Below are 17,394 nucleotides of genomic sequence, written 5' to 3'. Positions count from 1 at the left end.
AAGAGTTACGCGCGGCGAACGTGAAAGTCCATGCCGGATATTCGGTGCCGAAGCACCCGCAGATGGCCCGAATTGGATACTGGATTGATGCCGACCGCCTCGAAAGACGACTTGAATGCCGGGGTCCACCCTGACCTGCGACGGATTGCGCGCTTTGCGCCGAAGCGGTTGGTCAGTCCGCGACTGTTACCGGTGATGCGGCGTGCGAGCAAGCTGATGAGCCCGGGACGGACGCCCGGCGGGGTCGAGGTGGTGACGCTGCCGTCGGGCACCGGCGTTCGCCTCTACCGGCCAACGGGCGTCGCCGAGCCGACTGCCGCGCTGTTGTGGATTCACGGCGGCGGATACGTGTTCGGTTCGGCCAAGCAGGACGACGCTCTGTGCCTGCGGTTCTGCAAAGCGCTGGATATCACGGTCGCCTCGGTGGATTACCGGCTGGCTCCCGAGTTTCCCTACCCGGCCCCACTCGAAGACTGCTATGCGGCCCTGACCTGGCTGGCCGGCCTGCCCGCGGTGGATCCGGCCCGGGTCGCGATCGGCGGAGCCAGCGCCGGCGGCGGGCTTGCGGCCGCGCTGGCATTGCTGGCGCGCGACCGCGATGAAGTGGCGCCGGTGTTTCAGCTGCTGGTCTATCCGATGCTGGACGACCGCAGTTCGTCGGCGCCGGCCGACCCCAATCACCGGCTGTGGGATCCGCGCGCCAACCACTTCGGTTGGAGCTCCTATCTCGGTGGCGCCGACCCGGCCGTGGCGGTGCCGGCCCGGCGCACCGACCTCAGCGGGCTGCCGCCGGCGTGGGTAGGGGTAGGTACCCACGACCTGTTTCATGACGAGGACATCGAGTACGCGCGGCGGCTGGTCGAGGCCGGGGTGCCGTGTCAGGTGGAACGGATTCCGGGCGCGTTTCACGGATTCGATCTGGTCGCGGCGAAACTGCCGGTGTCGCAACAGTTTTTCCGGATGCAGTGCGACGCGTTGCGCCCCGCCCTGTCTGGTCACATCGCGAAGTAGACGAGTTCGCCCCGGATCAGCGTCGCGGCCACCAGACCTGCGTTCAGCTCCGCCAGCGCCGCGGCGGGTGGCTCGGAGAGCACACAGAGGTCCCCCGGTTCACCGATCTCGACGGTGCGCGGCCGGTCCGGGCGATCCGACCAGCCCAGGAACATCGTCAAAGCCATTCTGGCAGAAACACATTCGTGGGAATTGAGGACCTCGCCGCTGGGTGTGGTGCGCGACACCGCGGCCCGCATCGCGGCCCACGGATCGCCGTCGCCGAACGGCATATCGGTGGACAGCGCCACGGGAATGTTCGCCCTGAGCAACGACGCGACCCGCCAGAGCTGATCCTGTTCCCGCTCCGGGACCTCGGCCAGGTACTGATCACCGCGCTCGGCAACGAAATTGGGCTGCGTCACCACGGTGACCCCCAGCTCGGCCAGGTCGGCCAGGTTGTCGTCGGGCACCACCGCGGCATGTTCGATGCGATCGAAGGGATGGCTGCCGGCCGCGCGCAGAGCCGCGATCGTGACGACCAGTTGTGCCGCGGTCACGCAGTGCACGGCCACCGGCTGCCCGGAGCGATGCCGGTCGCCGATCCACTCCGTCAGGGCATCGAGGTCGAGCCGGTCGTCGTGCAGGATCTTCTTGCCGGGCACCAGAACCTTTATCCCGGGCCGGAATTCGCCGTTACGGTGCGCCATCATCAGTGACACCAGGCCCTCGACGTCCAGATCGGGAGTCGCGTCGGTGACCCCGGTGACGCCGGTGGCCGTGATCCGCCGGCTCAGTTCGGCCAGATCTGTCTCTCGTCTTAAGGCCGGATCCCGCAGCGCCTTTGACCAGGGATCGGCGCTGCGCAGCCGGCCGTCGGGATGACCGGCGAGCCCCACCCGCCCCAGCGCTTCGGAATTGAGCATCCACAGGGCGCCGCTGCGGTGCTGGACCCGCACCGGAACGTGCGCGCGGACGGCGTCCAGGACCGTCCGGTCCAACTCGCCGGCCACCGATTCGTGGTAGCCGACGGCGCGGATCCAACCGTCGGGACCGGGCACCGCGTTCGAAAGGGCATGTGCCAGTTGGTCTCGGGTTCGAACCGCGGGCGGCCCGACGGACAACGAGTCCAGCGCCGCCGCCGCCGCGTGCAGGTGCACGTGATGGTCGTGCAGCCCGGGCAGCACGGTTCCGCCCCCGGCGTCGAGCACGCCCTCCCCCGGCCGCGGGTGCAGGCCCTGGCCCACTTCTTCGATCCGGACCCCCGCCCGGATGTCGGTGGTCGTGCCGTTCAACAGGGTGGCCCGTTTGATCAGCATGAGAGGCAACGTCTTTCGGCGACCAGATGGCGTACGGCGTCGTTGTCGGCCCCCAGTACGGCGGCCACGCCGGCCACGTCGGGAGCCTGCGGCGCACACACCGGCTGGTCGGAACGCGCGGGGCAGGTCGGCACCGCAGCATAGGTCGCGGCCACCGCGGCCATGGCCACTTCGATCAGCTCGCCGCCGCCGCGATGAAGCGAATCCAGCACCGCCCGGGCGGCTTCCAGCCCGGTGAGCGGGTCGGCGATGGCGTCCCCGCAGAAGACCGGCCCTCCCCTCACGAATCTGCCGACCAATCCGCCGGCCACCGCCGCATCGTCGCCGAAGGCCGGTCGCCGGGACTGCGGCCCGTGACCGGTTATCCGCAGCCACGTCCGGCCGGCTCGCGGCGGGATGTCGTCCGGTCCCAGGCGCCGGCGCGCCAGCGCGTCGGGCCGCGAACCTTCGATCACGACGTCGGCGACCGTCAGCAGGTCCCGCAACTCGCCGGCCTGCCGGTCGAAGTCCAGGCAGTAGGACAGCTTCGAGCCATTGATCCAGTCGAAGAACTTCGGGTTGCCGGCCCGGGTGCCGTCGGGCCGGGCGGGACTTTCCACCTTGACGACGGTAGCGCCCGCCCGGGCCAGCAACTGCCCGCACAACGGACCGGCCCACATCGAGGACAGGTCGGCCACCAGCAGTCCGGCCGGGCCGTTCAGCCGTTCCCGCGGCCCCGTCTCGCGCACCCGCGGCGACGCCGCGGCGGTCTCCCCCAGCACGGCCGCGGGGATGTCCAGCAGCGCCGCGCGTTCGACGATCTGGGTCGCCGGGCGGGTCGCAACCCAGCGGCGCAACGCCGGCCACGGGTCCGCGACCGTGTCGGCCGACAACAATGCGGGGACGGCGGCGACGTCGTCGGGACGGGACAGGGTGATCGCGCACCAGCCGTCGCGCGCCGCCAGCAGCTGGGTGGCGCCGCCGGCCGACACCCGCCCGGCCCGGGTGAGCCCGAGCAGCGCGGCGCGCCCCGTCAGCCAGGTGGCCGCCTCGGGAGCAAGACGGCGGGCGTGTTCGAGCACGCCGGCGCGGGAGAAGTCGGGCGCGTGGAATTCGGGGCCGGGCAGACCGGTGAGGTAGGCCATGCCGCTGCGCCCCCACTCCCGGGCGGGGTCGGCGGCAGGCGGGCCCGAACTCACCCCACCATGGTTGCTCGCAGCCGCGGATGCGCGGATGCGGGGGCACCGGTGCCGAGATGCGGGGATGTGGCGTAGACCACATTCTCGAAACTATTTGGATGTGTTTACCGCTTTTTAGCCATAAGCCAGTTTGTTTTGGGCGGATTCCAGTTATCGTCGTATCGGCTTAGCCGATCAACATGACCGGGGGACATGACACGACCTCTGTGGTCGTGACCTAGCGAGTGGGCGGTTCCCATGTCGTATGTAGTTGCATCGCCGGACCTACTGTCGGGCGCCGCGTCGAATCTGACCGGCCTCGGGGCCGCGCTGGAGCGCGCCAACGCGGCCGCGGCGGCCTCCACCACCGAGCTGCTGTCCGCGGCGCAGGACGAGGTGTCGACCGCCATCGCCGCACTGTTCGGCGACCATGGCCAGGCCTACCAGGCGGTCAGCGCGGAAGCCGCGTCCTTCCACAGCCGGTTCATCCAGGCCCTGTCCTCGGGCGCGAGTGCGTACACCGCCGCCGAGGCCGCCGCCGCGTCCCCGCTGCAGCCGCTGATCGACCTGATCAACCAGCCGACCGAGGTGCTGTTCGGACGGCCGCTGATCGGTGACGGCGCCGACGGGGTCGACGGGACCGGTGCCGCCGGTAAACCGGGTGGCTACCTGTACGGCAACGGCGGTAGAGGCGGATCGGGCGCGGCCGGTCAGGCCGGCGGGGCCGGCGGTTCGGCCGGATTGATCGGCCACGGCGGCGCCGGCGGCGCCGGCGGGAACTCGGCGACGGGTGCCGGCGGGGCCGGTGGGGCCGGCGGCAACGGCGGCTGGTTGTACGGCAACGGCGGCGCCGGCGGGGCTGGCGGGAACAACACCGCCGGCGTGGGCACTGGCGGCCTCGGCGGGGTCGGTGGCGCCGCCCGCCTGATCGGCAGTGGCGGCGCCGGCGGGGCCGGCGGGTCGAGTGTCAGCGCCGATGGCGCGGCGGGCGCGGCCGGTGGCGGCGGCGGGCTGCTGTACGGCAACGCCGGTTCGGGCGGGGCCGGCGGCAGCGCTACCGGCACCGGAGCCGGTGGGGCCGGCGGCGCCGGCGCCAACGCCGGATTGTTCGGCAACGCCGGATTCGGCGGCGACGGCGGTGACGGCACCCTGCTCGGCGCGGGCGGCGCGGGCGGGTCCGGCGGCAACGCCGTCCTGGGCATCGCGGGCTCGGGTGGAGCCGGCGGCGACGCCGCCGGGACGGGTGCCGGCGGCGCCGGGGGCATCGGCGGCAATGCCTGGCTGGTGGGGCTGGGCGGACATGGTGGTGCCGGCGGCAGCAGCGTGGGCGCCGACGCCGGGGCCGGCGGCTCCGGCGGGGCCGCGGTGCTGATCGGCTACGGCGGTAATGGCGGTACCGGCGGCGTCAGCCTGGCCGGCTTCGGTGGCGCCGGGGGCGCGGGAGCAGCCGGTGGTCTGTTGATCGGCAGCGGGGGCGTCGGCGGCAACGGCGGCGCCAACCTGGGCGGTAACGGCGCGGGCGGGGCCGGCGGGGCCGGCGGCAATGCATATCTCCTCGGCGAGGGCGGCTCCGGCGGTGCTGGGGCCAGCAGTGCGACCGGGGTCGGCGGTGCCGGCGGCGCCGGAGCAAACGGCGGCTACCTGATCGGCACCGGCGGGTCCGGCGGCCACGGCGGCTCGACGACCTTCCTCAACGGCACCGCAGGCAACGGCGGCACGGCAGGCAACGCCTGGCTGTTCGGCCGGGGCGGCATCGGCGGCAGCGGCGGGAGCAGCACCAGCGGCCTCGGCGGCAACGGCGCGAACGGCGGAAATGCCGGATTCCTGCTCGGCAACGGCGGCGGCGGCGGGAACGGCGGAGGCGGCGGCGCGGGCGACGGCATCGGCGGTGGCGGCGGGAACTCCTGGCTGTTCGGCAATGGCGGGCATGGCGGCAATGGCGTGATCGGCGGCACCGCGGGCCGGGCCGGGTTCTTGATCGGCAACGGCGGTGACGGCGGCACCGCGCGGGCCGGCGCCAACGGCGGCCTGTTGTTCGGCGACGGCGGCAACGGCGGCAATGGCGGAATCGAACTGCCCTCCGACGGCGGTGCCGGGGGCAGGTCCTGGCTGCTGGGCAGCGGCGGCCACGGCGGCGCGGGCAGTGCCGGGTTGTCCACCGTCGCCGACGGCAACGGGTGGGCCGGCGGCAACGGCGGCGCCGCCGGACTGCTGTTCGGCTTCGGCGGGAACGGCGGCAGCGGCGGTGCCGGACTGGTCACCATCGCCGGTTCCGGCAACGGCGGCGCCGGGGGCGCCGGCGGTGACGCGGGCTGGATCTGGGGCATCGGCGGAGACGGCGGCACGGGCGGCGCCGGCGGGAGCGGCACCTTCCTCGCGACGGCCGGCCACGGCGGCGTCGGCGGCAACGGCGGCATCGCCCGCATCTTCGGCACCGGCGGCCACGGCGGCGCCGGCGGTAGCGGCGGCGACCACAACGTCAGCACGGCCGCGGGTGCCGGCGGCCAGGGCGGCAATGCCGGTGGCAGCGGTTTCATCTACGGAAACGGCGCCTACGGCGGCGCCGGTGGCGCCGGCGGGGCGGGCGGTATCAACGCCACCGGCGGCGCGGGCGGTAACGGCGGCGCCGGCGCGTCGACGTTCCTACTCGGCGACGGCGGGGCCGGTGGGGCCGGCGGCGCGGCCGGTGACGGGAACAACGCCGCCGGGGCGGGCGCGGCAGGTGGGTCCGGTGGCGTCGCCGGCAACAGCGGATTCATCTTCGGTAACGGCGGGGCCGGGGGCGTCGGCGGCGCCGGCGGCGACAACCAGAGCCAGCAGCCCGGCGGACCCGGCGGCAACGGTGGTGGCGGCGGCAACGCCACCTTCATCGGCAACGGCGGCAACGGCGGCGGTGGCGGCTCGGGCGGTACCGGCGTTCCGGCCGGAACCACCGGCGCAGGTGGCGGCGGAGGTCGCGGCGGCTTCTTCGGGCAGCCCGGCACTGCGGGGTAGGCAGCGGTTATCCGCTATTCACGGATGACCATCCGCTAAACGAAGCAGCACCCGGTACCGCCAGTCGTACCTGGCGCGCTGGAGAGTGCTCCGCGCCCCATGTTGACCCGACTTAGATCACCTAAGTGTGGCGCAGACCACTGTTTAGAAACTATTTAGATGCTTTAGCCTGTTTTTGGACAAAAGTCAGTATGTAAACGGCGTTTTCCAGTTATCGTCCGTATCGGCCTGGCCGATCAGCATGACCTGGGGACATCAAACGACCTCTTGGTCGTGACTTAGTTAGTGGGCGGTTCCCAATGTCGTACGTAATTGCATCGCCGGACGTGCTGTCAGCCGCGGCGTCGGATCTGGCCGGACTGGGGGCCACGCTGGAGCGGGCCAACGCTGTCGCGGCGGCGTCCACCACCGAGCTACTGGCCGCGGCGCAGGACGAGGTGTCGACCGCCATCGCCGCGCTGTTCGGCAACCACGGGCAGGCATACCAGACGATCAGCGCCCAGGCCGCCGCCTTCCACAGTCAGTTCCTGCAGAACCTTTCCACCGGCGCGGGCGCCTACGGCATCGCCGAGGCCACCAACGCGGCACCGCTGGCCGGACTCGAGCAGGCGGTGCTCGGGGCGATCAATGCCCCCACTCAGGCGCTGCTCGGACGTCCACTGATCGGCGACGGAGCCAACGGCAGCACGCCCGGCGCGGCGGGCGGCGCGGGCGGGTTGCTGTGGGGCAACGGCGGCTCGGGTGCGGCGGGAGCCAGCGGACAGGCCGGCGGCGCCGGCGGCAGTGCCGGATTCATAGGTAACGGCGGGGTCGGCGGGGCCGGCGGCGCCTCGACGACCGGCAATGGTGGCGCCGGTGGCGCCGGCGGTGCCGGCGGATGGCTATACGGCAGCGGCGGCGCCGGCGGCGCCGGTGGCGCCAACCTCAACGCCCTGGGAACGGGTGGCGCCGGCGGGGCCGGTGGCCGGGCCTGGCTGATCGGCGCCGGGGGCACCGGCGGCGCCGGCGGCACCGGCGCGAACGGCGGCTGGGGTGCGGGCGGCGGCAACGGCGGCTACCTGTACGGCGACGGCGGGACCGGTGGCGCCGGTGGCGGCAACACCAGTCCGACCGGGGTCGGCGGGACCGGCGGCCGCGGCGGCGACGCGTACCTGTTCAGCAACGGCGGCGCCGGCGGATCCGGCGGTGCCGGTCCGACCGTCGGCGGCCAGGCCGGGTTCGGCGGCCACGGCGGTCACGGCGGTCTGCTCACCGGCGCGGGCGGCGCCGGTGGTGCCGGCGGCATGGGCTCGACCGGTGGCGGCGGCGGAACGGGTGGCGACGCGGGCTGGCTCTCCGGCGGGTCGGGCGGAGCCGGCGGCGCGGGCGGTATCGGTCAGAGCGGCAACGGCGGCCTGGGTGGCGCCGGCGGCTCCGGCGGGCTCTACGGCGCCGGTGGAGCGGGCGGTACCGGCGGCGCCGGCGCCGCGGCCGGCGGTACCGGCGGGCTCGGCGGCAATGCGGGCTGGCTGTTGGGTACCGGTGGCACCGGCGGTAGCGGCGGATCCAGCGGCGCCGGCAACCCCGGCGGTACCGGCGGCGCCGGCGGCAACGGCGGATGGCTGTACGGCAACGGCGGCGTCGGCGGCAACGGCGCCAACGGCGGAGCCGGGTCGATCGGGGTCAACGGTGGCGCCGGCGGCAACGGCGGGGCCGGCGGCCGCGGCGGCCTGCTCTTCAGCGACGGCGGCAACGGCGGCAACGGCGGAATCGGCGGCAAGGGCGGCACCGGCACCCAGGGCGCCAACGGGATCGACGGAACCTATCCCAGCGACAATGGAACCAACGGCGGCGACGGCGGCACCGGCGCCATCGGCGGCAACGGCGGAAACGGCGGCGCGGCCGGCCGTGGTGGCCTGCTGTTCGGCGAGTCCGGCATCACCGGCCGTGGTGGCGCCGGCGGTGACGGCGGCACCGGCGGCTTCGGCGGTAACGGCGGCAACGGCGCGGCGGGCAACGCGGCGAGCCCGAACGGCGGCAACGGCGGCAACGGCGGCAACAACGGCGTCGGCGCCGCCGGCGGCACCGGCGGGTCCGGATCGGTCGTCGGCGCGCACGGCAAGACGGGCACCACGGTCACCGGCACCGGTGGTAACGGCGGCAACGGTGGGGCCGGCTACGACGCGTCCCTGGGCTCCGTCGCGGGCGCCAGCGGCGGCAACGGGGGCGCCGGCGGCCACGGCGGCAACTACGGCAACGGTGGGGCCGGCGGCGCCGGCGGGAACGGGGCGGCCGGCAAGGCCGGCGTCAACGGGCTCAACGCGGGCGACAGCGGCACCAGCGGCACGGCCGGTGGATCCGGCGGTAGCGGCGGCGCGGGCGGTAACGGCGGTTCCATCTCCGGCAACAGCGGTGCCGGCGGAGCCGGCGGTCACGGTGGCGCCGGTGGCGCCGGCGGGTTCGGCGTCGACGGCAAGGACGGCGCCGCGTCGGGTCAGGCGGGTCAGGCCGGCGGTAGTGGTGGCGACGGCGGCGCCGGTGGCACCGGTGGCGCGGGCGGCCAGGCCGGAAAGGTGCTGGGCACGGGCGTCGCGGGCGCGGCGGGTGCCGGTGGCGCCGGCGGCGACGGTGGCGCGGCCGGGCGGCCCGGTGACGGCGGTATCGGCGCGACCGGCGACGCCAACCACATCGACGGCGCCGCGGGCGGCAAGGGCGGCAATGCCGGTACCGCCGGCAACGGCGGCAACGGCGGCGTCAACGGCAGCGGAAGCGGCACCGGCGTCAAGGGCGCCAACGGCGCAGCGGTAGTGGGTCCGGCCGGCTCCGGCGGCGACGGCGGCGCGGGCTACAGCGCCACGGTGGCGGGCGCCAGCGGCGGCAGCGGCGGCGCGGGCGGTGCCGGCGGCAACATCGGCAACGGCGGTAGCGGCGGCGCCGGCGGCAACGGCGCGGCGGGCGGCAACGGCAGCAACGGCGTCAACGCGGGTGACAGCGGCACGAATGGTCTGGCCGGCGGCAAGGGCGGCGACGGTGGTGCCGGTGGCGCCGCGGGCGGCGCAGGCACGCACGGCGGCGCGGGTGGCGCCGGTGGTACGGGCGGCCAGGGCGGCAGCGGCGGCAGCGGTGTGGATGGCTCCGACGGCGTCGCCACCAATGGCAACGGCGGCGCCGGCAAGGCCGGCGGGAATGCCGGTAGCGGTGGCGCCGGTGGGGACGGCGGTAAGGGCGGGGCCGCGGGCGGAACCGGCCTGGGCGGCGCGGCCGGCACGGCCGGTAGCGGTGGCGCGGCGGGTAGCGGCGGCAACGCGGGTGTGGCAGGCCAGGGTGGCGGCGGCGCCGGCGGCGCGAACGGCGCGGCCGGGGTCAACAACGGCGCCGGCTATGCCGGTGGTGACGGCGGCGCCGGCGGTAAGGGCGGCGACGGCGGCAAGGGCGGCGTCGGCGGCGCGGCCGGCACCGGAACCGGCGGCAGTGCGGGAGCCAACGGCAACGGTGGCGCGGCCAGCAGCGGTGGCGCCGGCGGCGCGGCCGGCTCCGGCGGCGCCGGTGTGGACGGCGCGAACGGCGTGGCCGGGTCCAACAACGGCGCGGGTGTGGCCGGCGGCGACGGCGGAGCGGGCGGCAAGGGTGGTGCCGGCGGAAGCGGCGGCACCGGCGGCCAGGCCGGTGGGTCCGGGGCAACCGCGGGCGCCGACGGCAAGGGCGGTGCCGGCGGGCACGGCGGCAACGCGGGCACAGCCGGTGACGGCGGTCGCGGTGCCGACGGAGTGACCGGGGCCGGCAACCTCGTCGACGGCGGTGCGGGCGGCAAGGGCGGTAACGCCGGGGCGGTGGGCCTTGGCGGCAGCGGTGGTACCGGGCCGGCCGGCAACGGCGCAAACGGCCTCAGCGGGCTGGGCGCCAATGGTGGCGACGGCGGCGCCGGCGGTAACGGACTGGCCGGAACGGCCGGAACCAACGGCGTCAGCGCCGGCGACAGCGGCGGCAACGGCGTGGCCGGCGGTCGGGGCGGTGACGGCGGCGCCGGTGGCACGGCCAGCGGTTCGGGCACCCACGGCGGTGACGGCGGCGCCGGCGGTGTCGGTGGGGCCGGCGGCAAGGGCGGCTGGGGCGTGGACGGCTACAACGGCCAGCTCACCAACGGCGCCGGGCAGAACGGCCAGGCCGGCGGCAACGCCGGCAGCGGCGGCGACGGCGGGGCGGGCGGCAAGGGCGGCGACGCCGGCAGCGGCGGCACCGGCGGCGGCGTCGCGGGCAAGGCCGGCAGCGGCGGCAACGCCGGCAGCGGCGGTGACGCGGGCACCGCCGGCAAGGGCGGAATCGGCGCCACCGGCGCCAACGGGGTGGCCGGGCTCAACAGCGGCTCCGGCTACGCCGGCGGCGACGGCGGGGCCGGCGGCAAGGGCGCCAGCGGTGGTAACGGCGGCGCCGGCGGTCAGGCCGGTGCCGGCGCAGGCGGCAGTGCGGGCAAGGACGGCAACGGCGGCGCGGCCAGCAACGGCGGCGCCGGCGGCGCGGCCGGTAGCGGTGGCGCCGGTGTCAACGGAGCCAACGGCGTGGCCGGCTCCAACAATGGCGCGGGCGTCGCGGGTGGCGACGGCGGGGCCGGCGGCAAGGGCGGCGACGGCGGCGTCGGCGGTACCGGCGGCAAGGCCGGCGGCGCCAACGGCACGGCAGGTGGCGACGGCAAGGGCGGCGCCGGCGGCCAGGGTGGCAACGCCGGCACGGCCGGTGACGGCGGCCGCGGTGCCGACGGCGTGACCGGCGCGATCGACGGTGGCGCCGGCGGCAAGGGCGGCAACGCGGGCGCGGTCGGCGGCGGCGGCACCGGCGGTAACGGGCCGGCCGGTAACGGCGCGAGCGGTCTCGCGGGCGCCGGCGCGAACGGCGGCAACGGTGGCGCGGGCGGCAACGGCCTGGCCGGAGCGAACGGAACCGACGGCGTCAACGCGGGCGACAACGGCACCAGTGGCTTTGCCGGCGGCAAGGGCGGCGACGGCGGTGCCGGCGGAACGGCCAGCGGGTCCGGCACCCATGGCGGTGACGGCGGGGCCGGCGGTAAGGGCGGCGCGGGCGGCAAGGGTGGCAGCGGTGTCGACGGCGGCAACGGGGTGGCCACCGATGGCGCCGGACAGAACGGCCAGGCCGGCGGCAACGCCGGCAGCGGTGGCGACGGCGGAGCGGGCGGCAAGGGCGGTAACGCCGGCAGCGGCGGCACCGGCGGCGGCGTGGCAGGTCAGGCAGGCAGCGGCGGAGACGCCGGAAACGGCGGCGCGGCCGGCACGGCCGGCAAGGGCGGCATCGGCGCCCACGGTCACGACGGCAGCGCCGGCAGCCCCAACGGCTACACCGGCGGCGACGGCGGCGCGGGCGGCAAGGGCGCCAACGGCGGTAACGGCGGCGCCGGCGGTCAGGCCGGCCTGGGCGCCGGCGGCAGCGCCGGCAAGGACGGCAACGGCGGCGCGGCCAGCAACGGCGGCGCAGGCGGGGCGGCCGGGGCCGGCGGCGCCGGTGTCAACGGTGCCGACGGCAAGGCGGGCCTCAACAACGGCGCCGGCGTGGCCGGCGGCGACGGCGGGGCCGGCGGCAAGGGCGGCGACGGCGGCACCGGCGGCACCGGCGGCAAGGCCGGTGGACTCACCGGCAGCGCGGGCGCCGACGGCAAGGGCGGCAATGGTGGTCTCGGCGGCAACGCCGGCACGGCGGGCGACGGTGGCCGCGGCGCCGACGGCGTGACCGGCGCCATCGACGGAGGCGCCGGCGGCAAGGGCGGCAACGCCGGCGCGGTCGGCGGCGGCGGCAATGGCGGCGTAGGCCCGGCCGGCAACGGCACGAACGGCGTCGGTGGGCTGGGCGCCAATGGCGGCAACGGTGGCGTCGGCGGTAACGGTCTGTCCGGAGCGAACGGCACCAACGGCGTCAACGCGGGCGACAACGGCACCAGTGGCTTCGCCGGCGGCAAGGGCGGCGACGGCGGCGCCGGCGGGACGGCCAGCGGAGCCGGTACCCACGGTGGCGCGGGTGGCGCCGGCGGCCAGGGCGGCGCGGGCGGCAAGGGCGGCTCCGGTCTCAACGGCGGCAACGCCGTGGCGGGTGAAGACGCATACGGCACCGGTGTCGGCGGCGGTCAGGCGGGCGGCAACGCGGGCACTGGTGGCGACGGCGGGGCCGGCGGCAAGGGCGGTGACGCCGGCAGCGGCGGCACCGGCGGCGGCACTGCGGGCAAGGCCGGTAGCGGCGGTGCGGCCGGTAGCGGCGGTGACGCCGGCACGGCGGGCAAGGGCGGTAACGGGGCCGGCGGCGCCAACGGGGTGGCCGGGGTCAACAACGGTGCCGGCGCTGCCGGTGGCGATGGCGGCGCCGGCGGTAACGGCGCCAACGGCGGTAATGGCGGCGCCGGCGGTCAGGCCGGTGCCGGCGCCGGCGGCAGCGCGGGCAAGGACGGCAACGGCGGCACGGCCAGCAACGGCGGCGCGGGCGGCGCGGCCGGCAAGGGTGGCGCCGGTGTCAATGGCGCCAACGGCGTGGCTGGCTCCAACAACGGCGCGGGTGTCGCCGGTGGTGACGGCGGGGCCGGCGGCAAGGGCGGCGCCGGTGGAACGGGCGGCACCGGCGGTAAGGCCGGTGGCGTCACCGGCAGCGCGGGCGCCGACGGCAGCGGCGGGGCCGGTGGCAAGGGCGGCAACGCCGGCACGGCCGGCGACGGCGGCCGCGGCGCGGACGGGGTGACCGGAGCCATCGACGGCGGCGCCGGCGGCAAGGGCGGCAACGCCGGTGCCGTGGGCCAGGGCGGCACCGGCGGCAGTGGTGCCGCGGGCAAGGGCGCCACCGGTCTCGACGGCAACGGCGCCAACGGCGGTAACGGTGGTGCCGGCGGTAACGGTCTGGCCGGAGCCAACGGCAGCGACGGCGTCAACGCCGGCGACAACGGCACCATCGGTCAAGCCGGCGGCAAGGGCGGCGACGGTGGCGCCGGCGGCACGGCCAGCGGGTCCGGCACCCACGGCGGTAACGGTGGCGCCGGCGGCATCGGCGGCACCGGCGGCAAGGGCGGTTCGGGCATCAGCGGTGCGGTCGGGCAGGTCACCAACGCGGCCGGCGGCAACGGGCAGGCCGGCGGCAACGCCGGCAGCGGCGGCGACGGTGGCGCCGGCGGTAAGGGTGGCGACGCCGGCAGCGGCGGTACCGGCGGCGGTGTCGCGGGCACCGCCGGCAGCGGCGGCGCGGCCGGTAGCGGTGGTGCGGCCGGCACGGCGGGCAAGGGCGGGGCCGGCGCGGCCGGTCATGACGGGGTGACCGGGATCAACAACGGCGCCGGTTACGCCGGCGGTGACGGCGGCGCGGGCGGTAGCGGCGCGAACGGCGGTAACGGCGGCATCGGCGGTGCGGCCGGAGCCGGTGCGGGCGGCAGCACGGGCGTCAACGGCAACGGTGGCGCGGCCAGCAACGGCGGCGCCGGTGGCGCGGCCGGCGCAGGTGGTGCCGGCATCACCGGCGCCAACGGCGTGGCAGGGACCAGCGCGGGCGCCGGCCAGGCCGGTGGCGACGGCGGCGCCGGCGGTAAGGGCGGTGCCGGCGGGACCGGCGGAACCGGTGGTAAAGCCGGCGGCGCCGGCGCGACGGCAGGCGCGGATGGACAGGGCGGCGCCGGTGGCCAGGGCGGTAACGCCGGCACGGCCGGCGGCGGTGGCCGCGGCGCCGACGGGACCAGCACATTCATCGACGGCGGCGCCGGCGGCAAGGGCGGCAATGCCGGCGCGGTGGGCCAGGGCGGCACCGGCGGCACCGGTCCGGCGGGCAAGGGCGCGGACGGTCTCACCGGGTCCGGCGCCAACGGCGGTGACGGCGGCGCCGGCGGTAACGGCGCGGCCGGGGCCAACGGCGAGAACGGCATCAACACCGGCGCCAACGGAACCAGCGGTGCGGCCGGCGGCAAGGGCGGCGACGGCGGTGCCGGTGGTACGGCCAGCGGATCGGGCACCCACGGCGGTAACGGCGGCGCCGGCGGCATCGGCGGGACCGGCGGCAAGGGCGGTTCCGGCGTCGACGGCAACAACGGCGTCGCCACCACCGGCGCGGGCGGCAACGGCCAGGCCGGTGGCAACGCCGGCAGCGGCGGCGACGGCGGGGCCGGCGGCAAGGGCGGCGACGCCGGCAGCGGCGGCACCGGCGGCGGCGTGGCGGGCAAGGCCGGCAGCGGCGGTGCGGCGGGCAGCGGTGGCGCCGCGGGCAGCGCGGGCAAGGGCGGCGCGGGCGCCGTCGGCCACGACGGCATCGCCGGGCTCAACAACGGCGCCGGCTACGCCGGTGGTGACGGCGGTGCGGGCGGTGCCGGCGCCAACGGCGGTAAAGGCGGCGCCGGTGGCGCGGCCGGTTCCGGGGCCGGTGGCAGCGTGGGTGCCAACGGCAACGGCGGCGCGGCCAGCAACGGCGGCGCGGGCGGCGCGGCGGGCTCCGGCGGTGCCGGCAGCACCGGCGCCAACGGCGTGGCAGGAACCAATGCGGGCGCCGGCCAGGCCGGTGGCGATGGCGGCGCCGGCGGTAAGGGCGGCGCCGGCGGCACCGGCGGAACCGGCGGGCAGGCCGGCGGTGCCGGCGCCACCGCTGGAGCCGACGGCAAGGGCGGGGCCGGCGGCCAGGGTGGCAACGCCGGCACGGCCGGCGACGGTGGCCGCGGCGCCGACGGGACCAGCACATTCATCGACGGCGGGGCCGGCGGTAAGGGCGGCAACGCCGGCGGGGTCGGCACCGGCGGGACCGGCGGCGCCGGTGCGGGCGGCAATGGCACGAACGGGACCGACGGCCTCGGCGCCAACGGTGGTAACGGCGGCGCCGGCGGTAACGGCGCGGCCGGGGCCAACGGCGAGAACGGCGTCAACGCCGGCGCCAACGGCACCAACGGCCTCGCCGGCGGCAAGGGCGGCGACGGCGGCGCCGGTGGTACGGCCAGCGGAGTCGGCACCCAGGGCGGAAACGGTGGCGCCGGCGGCATCGGCGGGACCGGCGGCAAGGGCGGTTCCGGTGTCGACGGCAACAACGGCGTCGCCACCAGCGGCGCGGGCGGCAACGGCCAGGCCGGTGGCAACGCCGGCAGCGGCGGCGACGGCGGAGCCGGCGGCAAGGGCGGCGCGGCCGGCAGCGGCCCGATCGCCGGCAAGGCCGGTGACGGCGGCGCGGCCGGCAGCGGTGGCGCCGCGGGCACCGCGGGCAAGGGTGGCGCAGGCGCCGTCGGCCACGACGGCGTCTCCGGGATCAACAACGGCGCCGGCTACGCCGGCGGTGACGGCGGCGCGGGCGGCAACGGCGCCAGCGGCGGCAATGGCGGCGTCGGCGGGGCCGCCGGCACCGGCACCGGCGGCAAGGCGGGCGCGAACGGCAACGGCGGGGCCGCCAGCAGCGGTGCCGCCGGCGGCGCGGCCGGTAACGGTGGCGCGGGTATCACCGGCGCCGGCGGGCAGGCCGGCGTCAACGCCGGCGCGGGTCAGGCCGGCGGGAGCGGTGGCGCCGGCGGCAAGGGCGGCGACGGCGGGACCGGCGGAACCGGCGGGCAGGCCGGTGGCGCCGGCGCCAGCGCGGGCGCCGATGGCAAGGGCGGCGCCGGCGGTCAGGGCGGCAACGCCGGCACGGCCGGCGACGGTGGTCGCGGCGCCGACGGCACCGGCAGCTTCGTCGACGGCGGAGCCGGCGGCAAGGGCGGCGACGCCGGTGCGCTCGGCGCCGGCGGCAAGGGCGGCAGCGGGCCGGCCGGTACCGGCGCTAACGGCGCCGACGGCACCGGCGCCAACGGCGGAAGCGGCGGCGCCGGGGGCAATGGCGCGGCCGGCACGGCCGGCAAGAGCGGGGTCAACCCCGGTGACAACGGCACCATCGGCTCGGCCGGCGGCAAGGGCGGCGACGGTGGTGCCGGCGGCACGGCCAGCGGGAAGGGCGTCGGCGGCACCGGCGGGCAGGGCGGCACCGGTGGCACCGGTGGCACCGGCGGTTCCGGCGTCGACGGCGGCAACGGCGTGGCCGGCGTCAACAGCGGAGCCGGCCAGGCCGGCGGCAACGCGGGTGCGGGCGGAAGCGGCGGAGCCGGTGGTAAGGGCGGCGACGCCGGCGGCGCCGGCACCGGTGGCGGCACCGCGGGCAAAGCGGGCAGCGGCGGAGCCGCCGGGTCCGGTGGCGACGCGGGCGCTGCCGGCAAGGGCGGCATAGGCGCCACCGGCGCCAACGGTCTGGCCGGAGTCAACGGCGGCGCAGGCAGTGCCGGCGGTAACGGCGGGTCGGGTGGTAACGGCGCCAACGGTGGTAACGGTGGCGCCGGGCGGCGCGGCCGGCACCGGTTCCGGCGGAAAGGCCGGCGCCAACGGCAACGGCGGCGCGGCCAGCAGCGGTGGCGCCGGCGGCGCGGCCGGCAACGGTGGCGCCGGAGTCAACGGGGCCAACGGCACGGCCGGCGTCAACAGCGGCGCCGGGTGGCCGGCGGCGACGGCGGCGCCGGCGGCAAGGGCGGGGCCGGCGGAACCGGCGGAACCGGCGGGACGGCGGCGGCGCAGGGGCGACGGCCGGCGCCAACGGCAAGGGCGGCAACGGCGGTCAGGGCGGCAACGCCGGCACCGCCGGCACCGGCGGCCGCGGCGCCGACGGCACCAGCGCGTTCGTCGACGGCGGAGCCGGCGGCAAGGGCGGCAACGCCGGCGCGGTGGGCCTGGGCGGCACGGCCGGCACCGGTGCGGGCGGCAATGGCGCGAACGGGCCCGACGGCCTCGGCGCCAATGGCGGTAGCGGCGGTGTCGGCGGTAACGGCGCGGCCGGCGCCAACGGCGTCAACGGGGTGAACCCGGGCGACAGCGGCACCGCCGGCTCGGCCGGCGGTAAGGGTGGCGACGGCGGGCCGGCGGCACGGCCAGCGGCACCGGCACCACCACCGGAAACGGCGGAGCCGGAGGCCAGGGCGGCGCGGGCGGCATCGG

Annotated in this window: 5 protein-coding genes; 3 read left to right on the top strand and 2 right to left on the bottom strand. The window is 77.5% G+C overall.

Annotated features, from left to right (window positions below):
- Positions 1-87 precede the first annotated feature (87 nt).
- Positions 88-1,011, top strand: a complete 924-nt coding sequence (locus C0J29_RS02610; RefSeq protein WP_120791446.1) for an alpha/beta hydrolase — start codon at positions 88-90, stop codon at positions 1,009-1,011.
- On the opposite strand, the gene C0J29_RS02605 is transcribed toward C0J29_RS02610, so the two are convergent.
- A complete protein-coding gene (locus C0J29_RS02605) occupies positions 996-2,309 on the bottom strand; it encodes an amidohydrolase family protein (RefSeq protein WP_065161506.1) in 1,314 nt (437 codons plus the stop codon). The genes C0J29_RS02610 and C0J29_RS02605 overlap by 16 nt on opposite strands.
- Positions 2,303-3,433 (bottom strand): CoA transferase, encoded by a 1,131-nt coding sequence (locus tag C0J29_RS02600; RefSeq protein ID WP_120791445.1) that lies wholly within the window; start codon positions 3,431-3,433, stop codon positions 2,303-2,305. The genes C0J29_RS02605 and C0J29_RS02600 overlap by 7 nt, the downstream gene beginning before the upstream one ends.
- A gap of 291 nt (positions 3,434-3,724) precedes the next feature.
- Between C0J29_RS02600 and C0J29_RS34315 the strand changes: the two genes are divergently transcribed.
- On the top strand, positions 3,725-6,460 hold the full coding sequence (locus C0J29_RS34315) for a PE family protein (RefSeq protein ID WP_120791444.1): 2,736 nt from the start codon (positions 3,725-3,727) through the stop codon (positions 6,458-6,460).
- A 299-nt stretch (positions 6,461-6,759) separates the two neighbouring features.
- Positions 6,760-17,259: a PE family protein gene (locus tag C0J29_RS33510; RefSeq protein ID WP_162951347.1), complete on the top strand. Its 10,500-nt coding sequence runs from the start codon at positions 6,760-6,762 to the stop codon at positions 17,257-17,259.
- Positions 17,260-17,394: the final 135 nt, after the last annotated feature.

The sequence above is a fragment of the Mycobacterium paragordonae genome, from assembly GCF_003614435.1.
Classification (GTDB): domain Bacteria; phylum Actinomycetota; class Actinomycetes; order Mycobacteriales; family Mycobacteriaceae; genus Mycobacterium; species Mycobacterium paragordonae.
Note: the sequence above shows the minus strand (reverse complement) of the source record. Positions and strands in the feature narration are given on the sequence as shown.

Coding starts and splice junctions, on each gene's coding strand:
- C0J29_RS02610 (WP_120791446.1), top strand. CDS start 88: ATGCCGACCGCCTCGAAAGACGACTTGAATGCCGGGGTCCACCCTGAC.
- C0J29_RS02605 (WP_065161506.1), bottom strand. CDS start 2,309: ATGCTGATCAAACGGGCCACCCTGTTGAACGGCACGACCACCGACATC.
- C0J29_RS02600 (WP_120791445.1), bottom strand. CDS start 3,433: ATGGCCTACCTCACCGGTCTGCCCGGCCCCGAATTCCACGCGCCCGAC.
- C0J29_RS34315 (WP_120791444.1), top strand. CDS start 3,725: ATGTCGTATGTAGTTGCATCGCCGGACCTACTGTCGGGCGCCGCGTCG.
- C0J29_RS33510 (WP_162951347.1), top strand. CDS start 6,760: ATGTCGTACGTAATTGCATCGCCGGACGTGCTGTCAGCCGCGGCGTCG.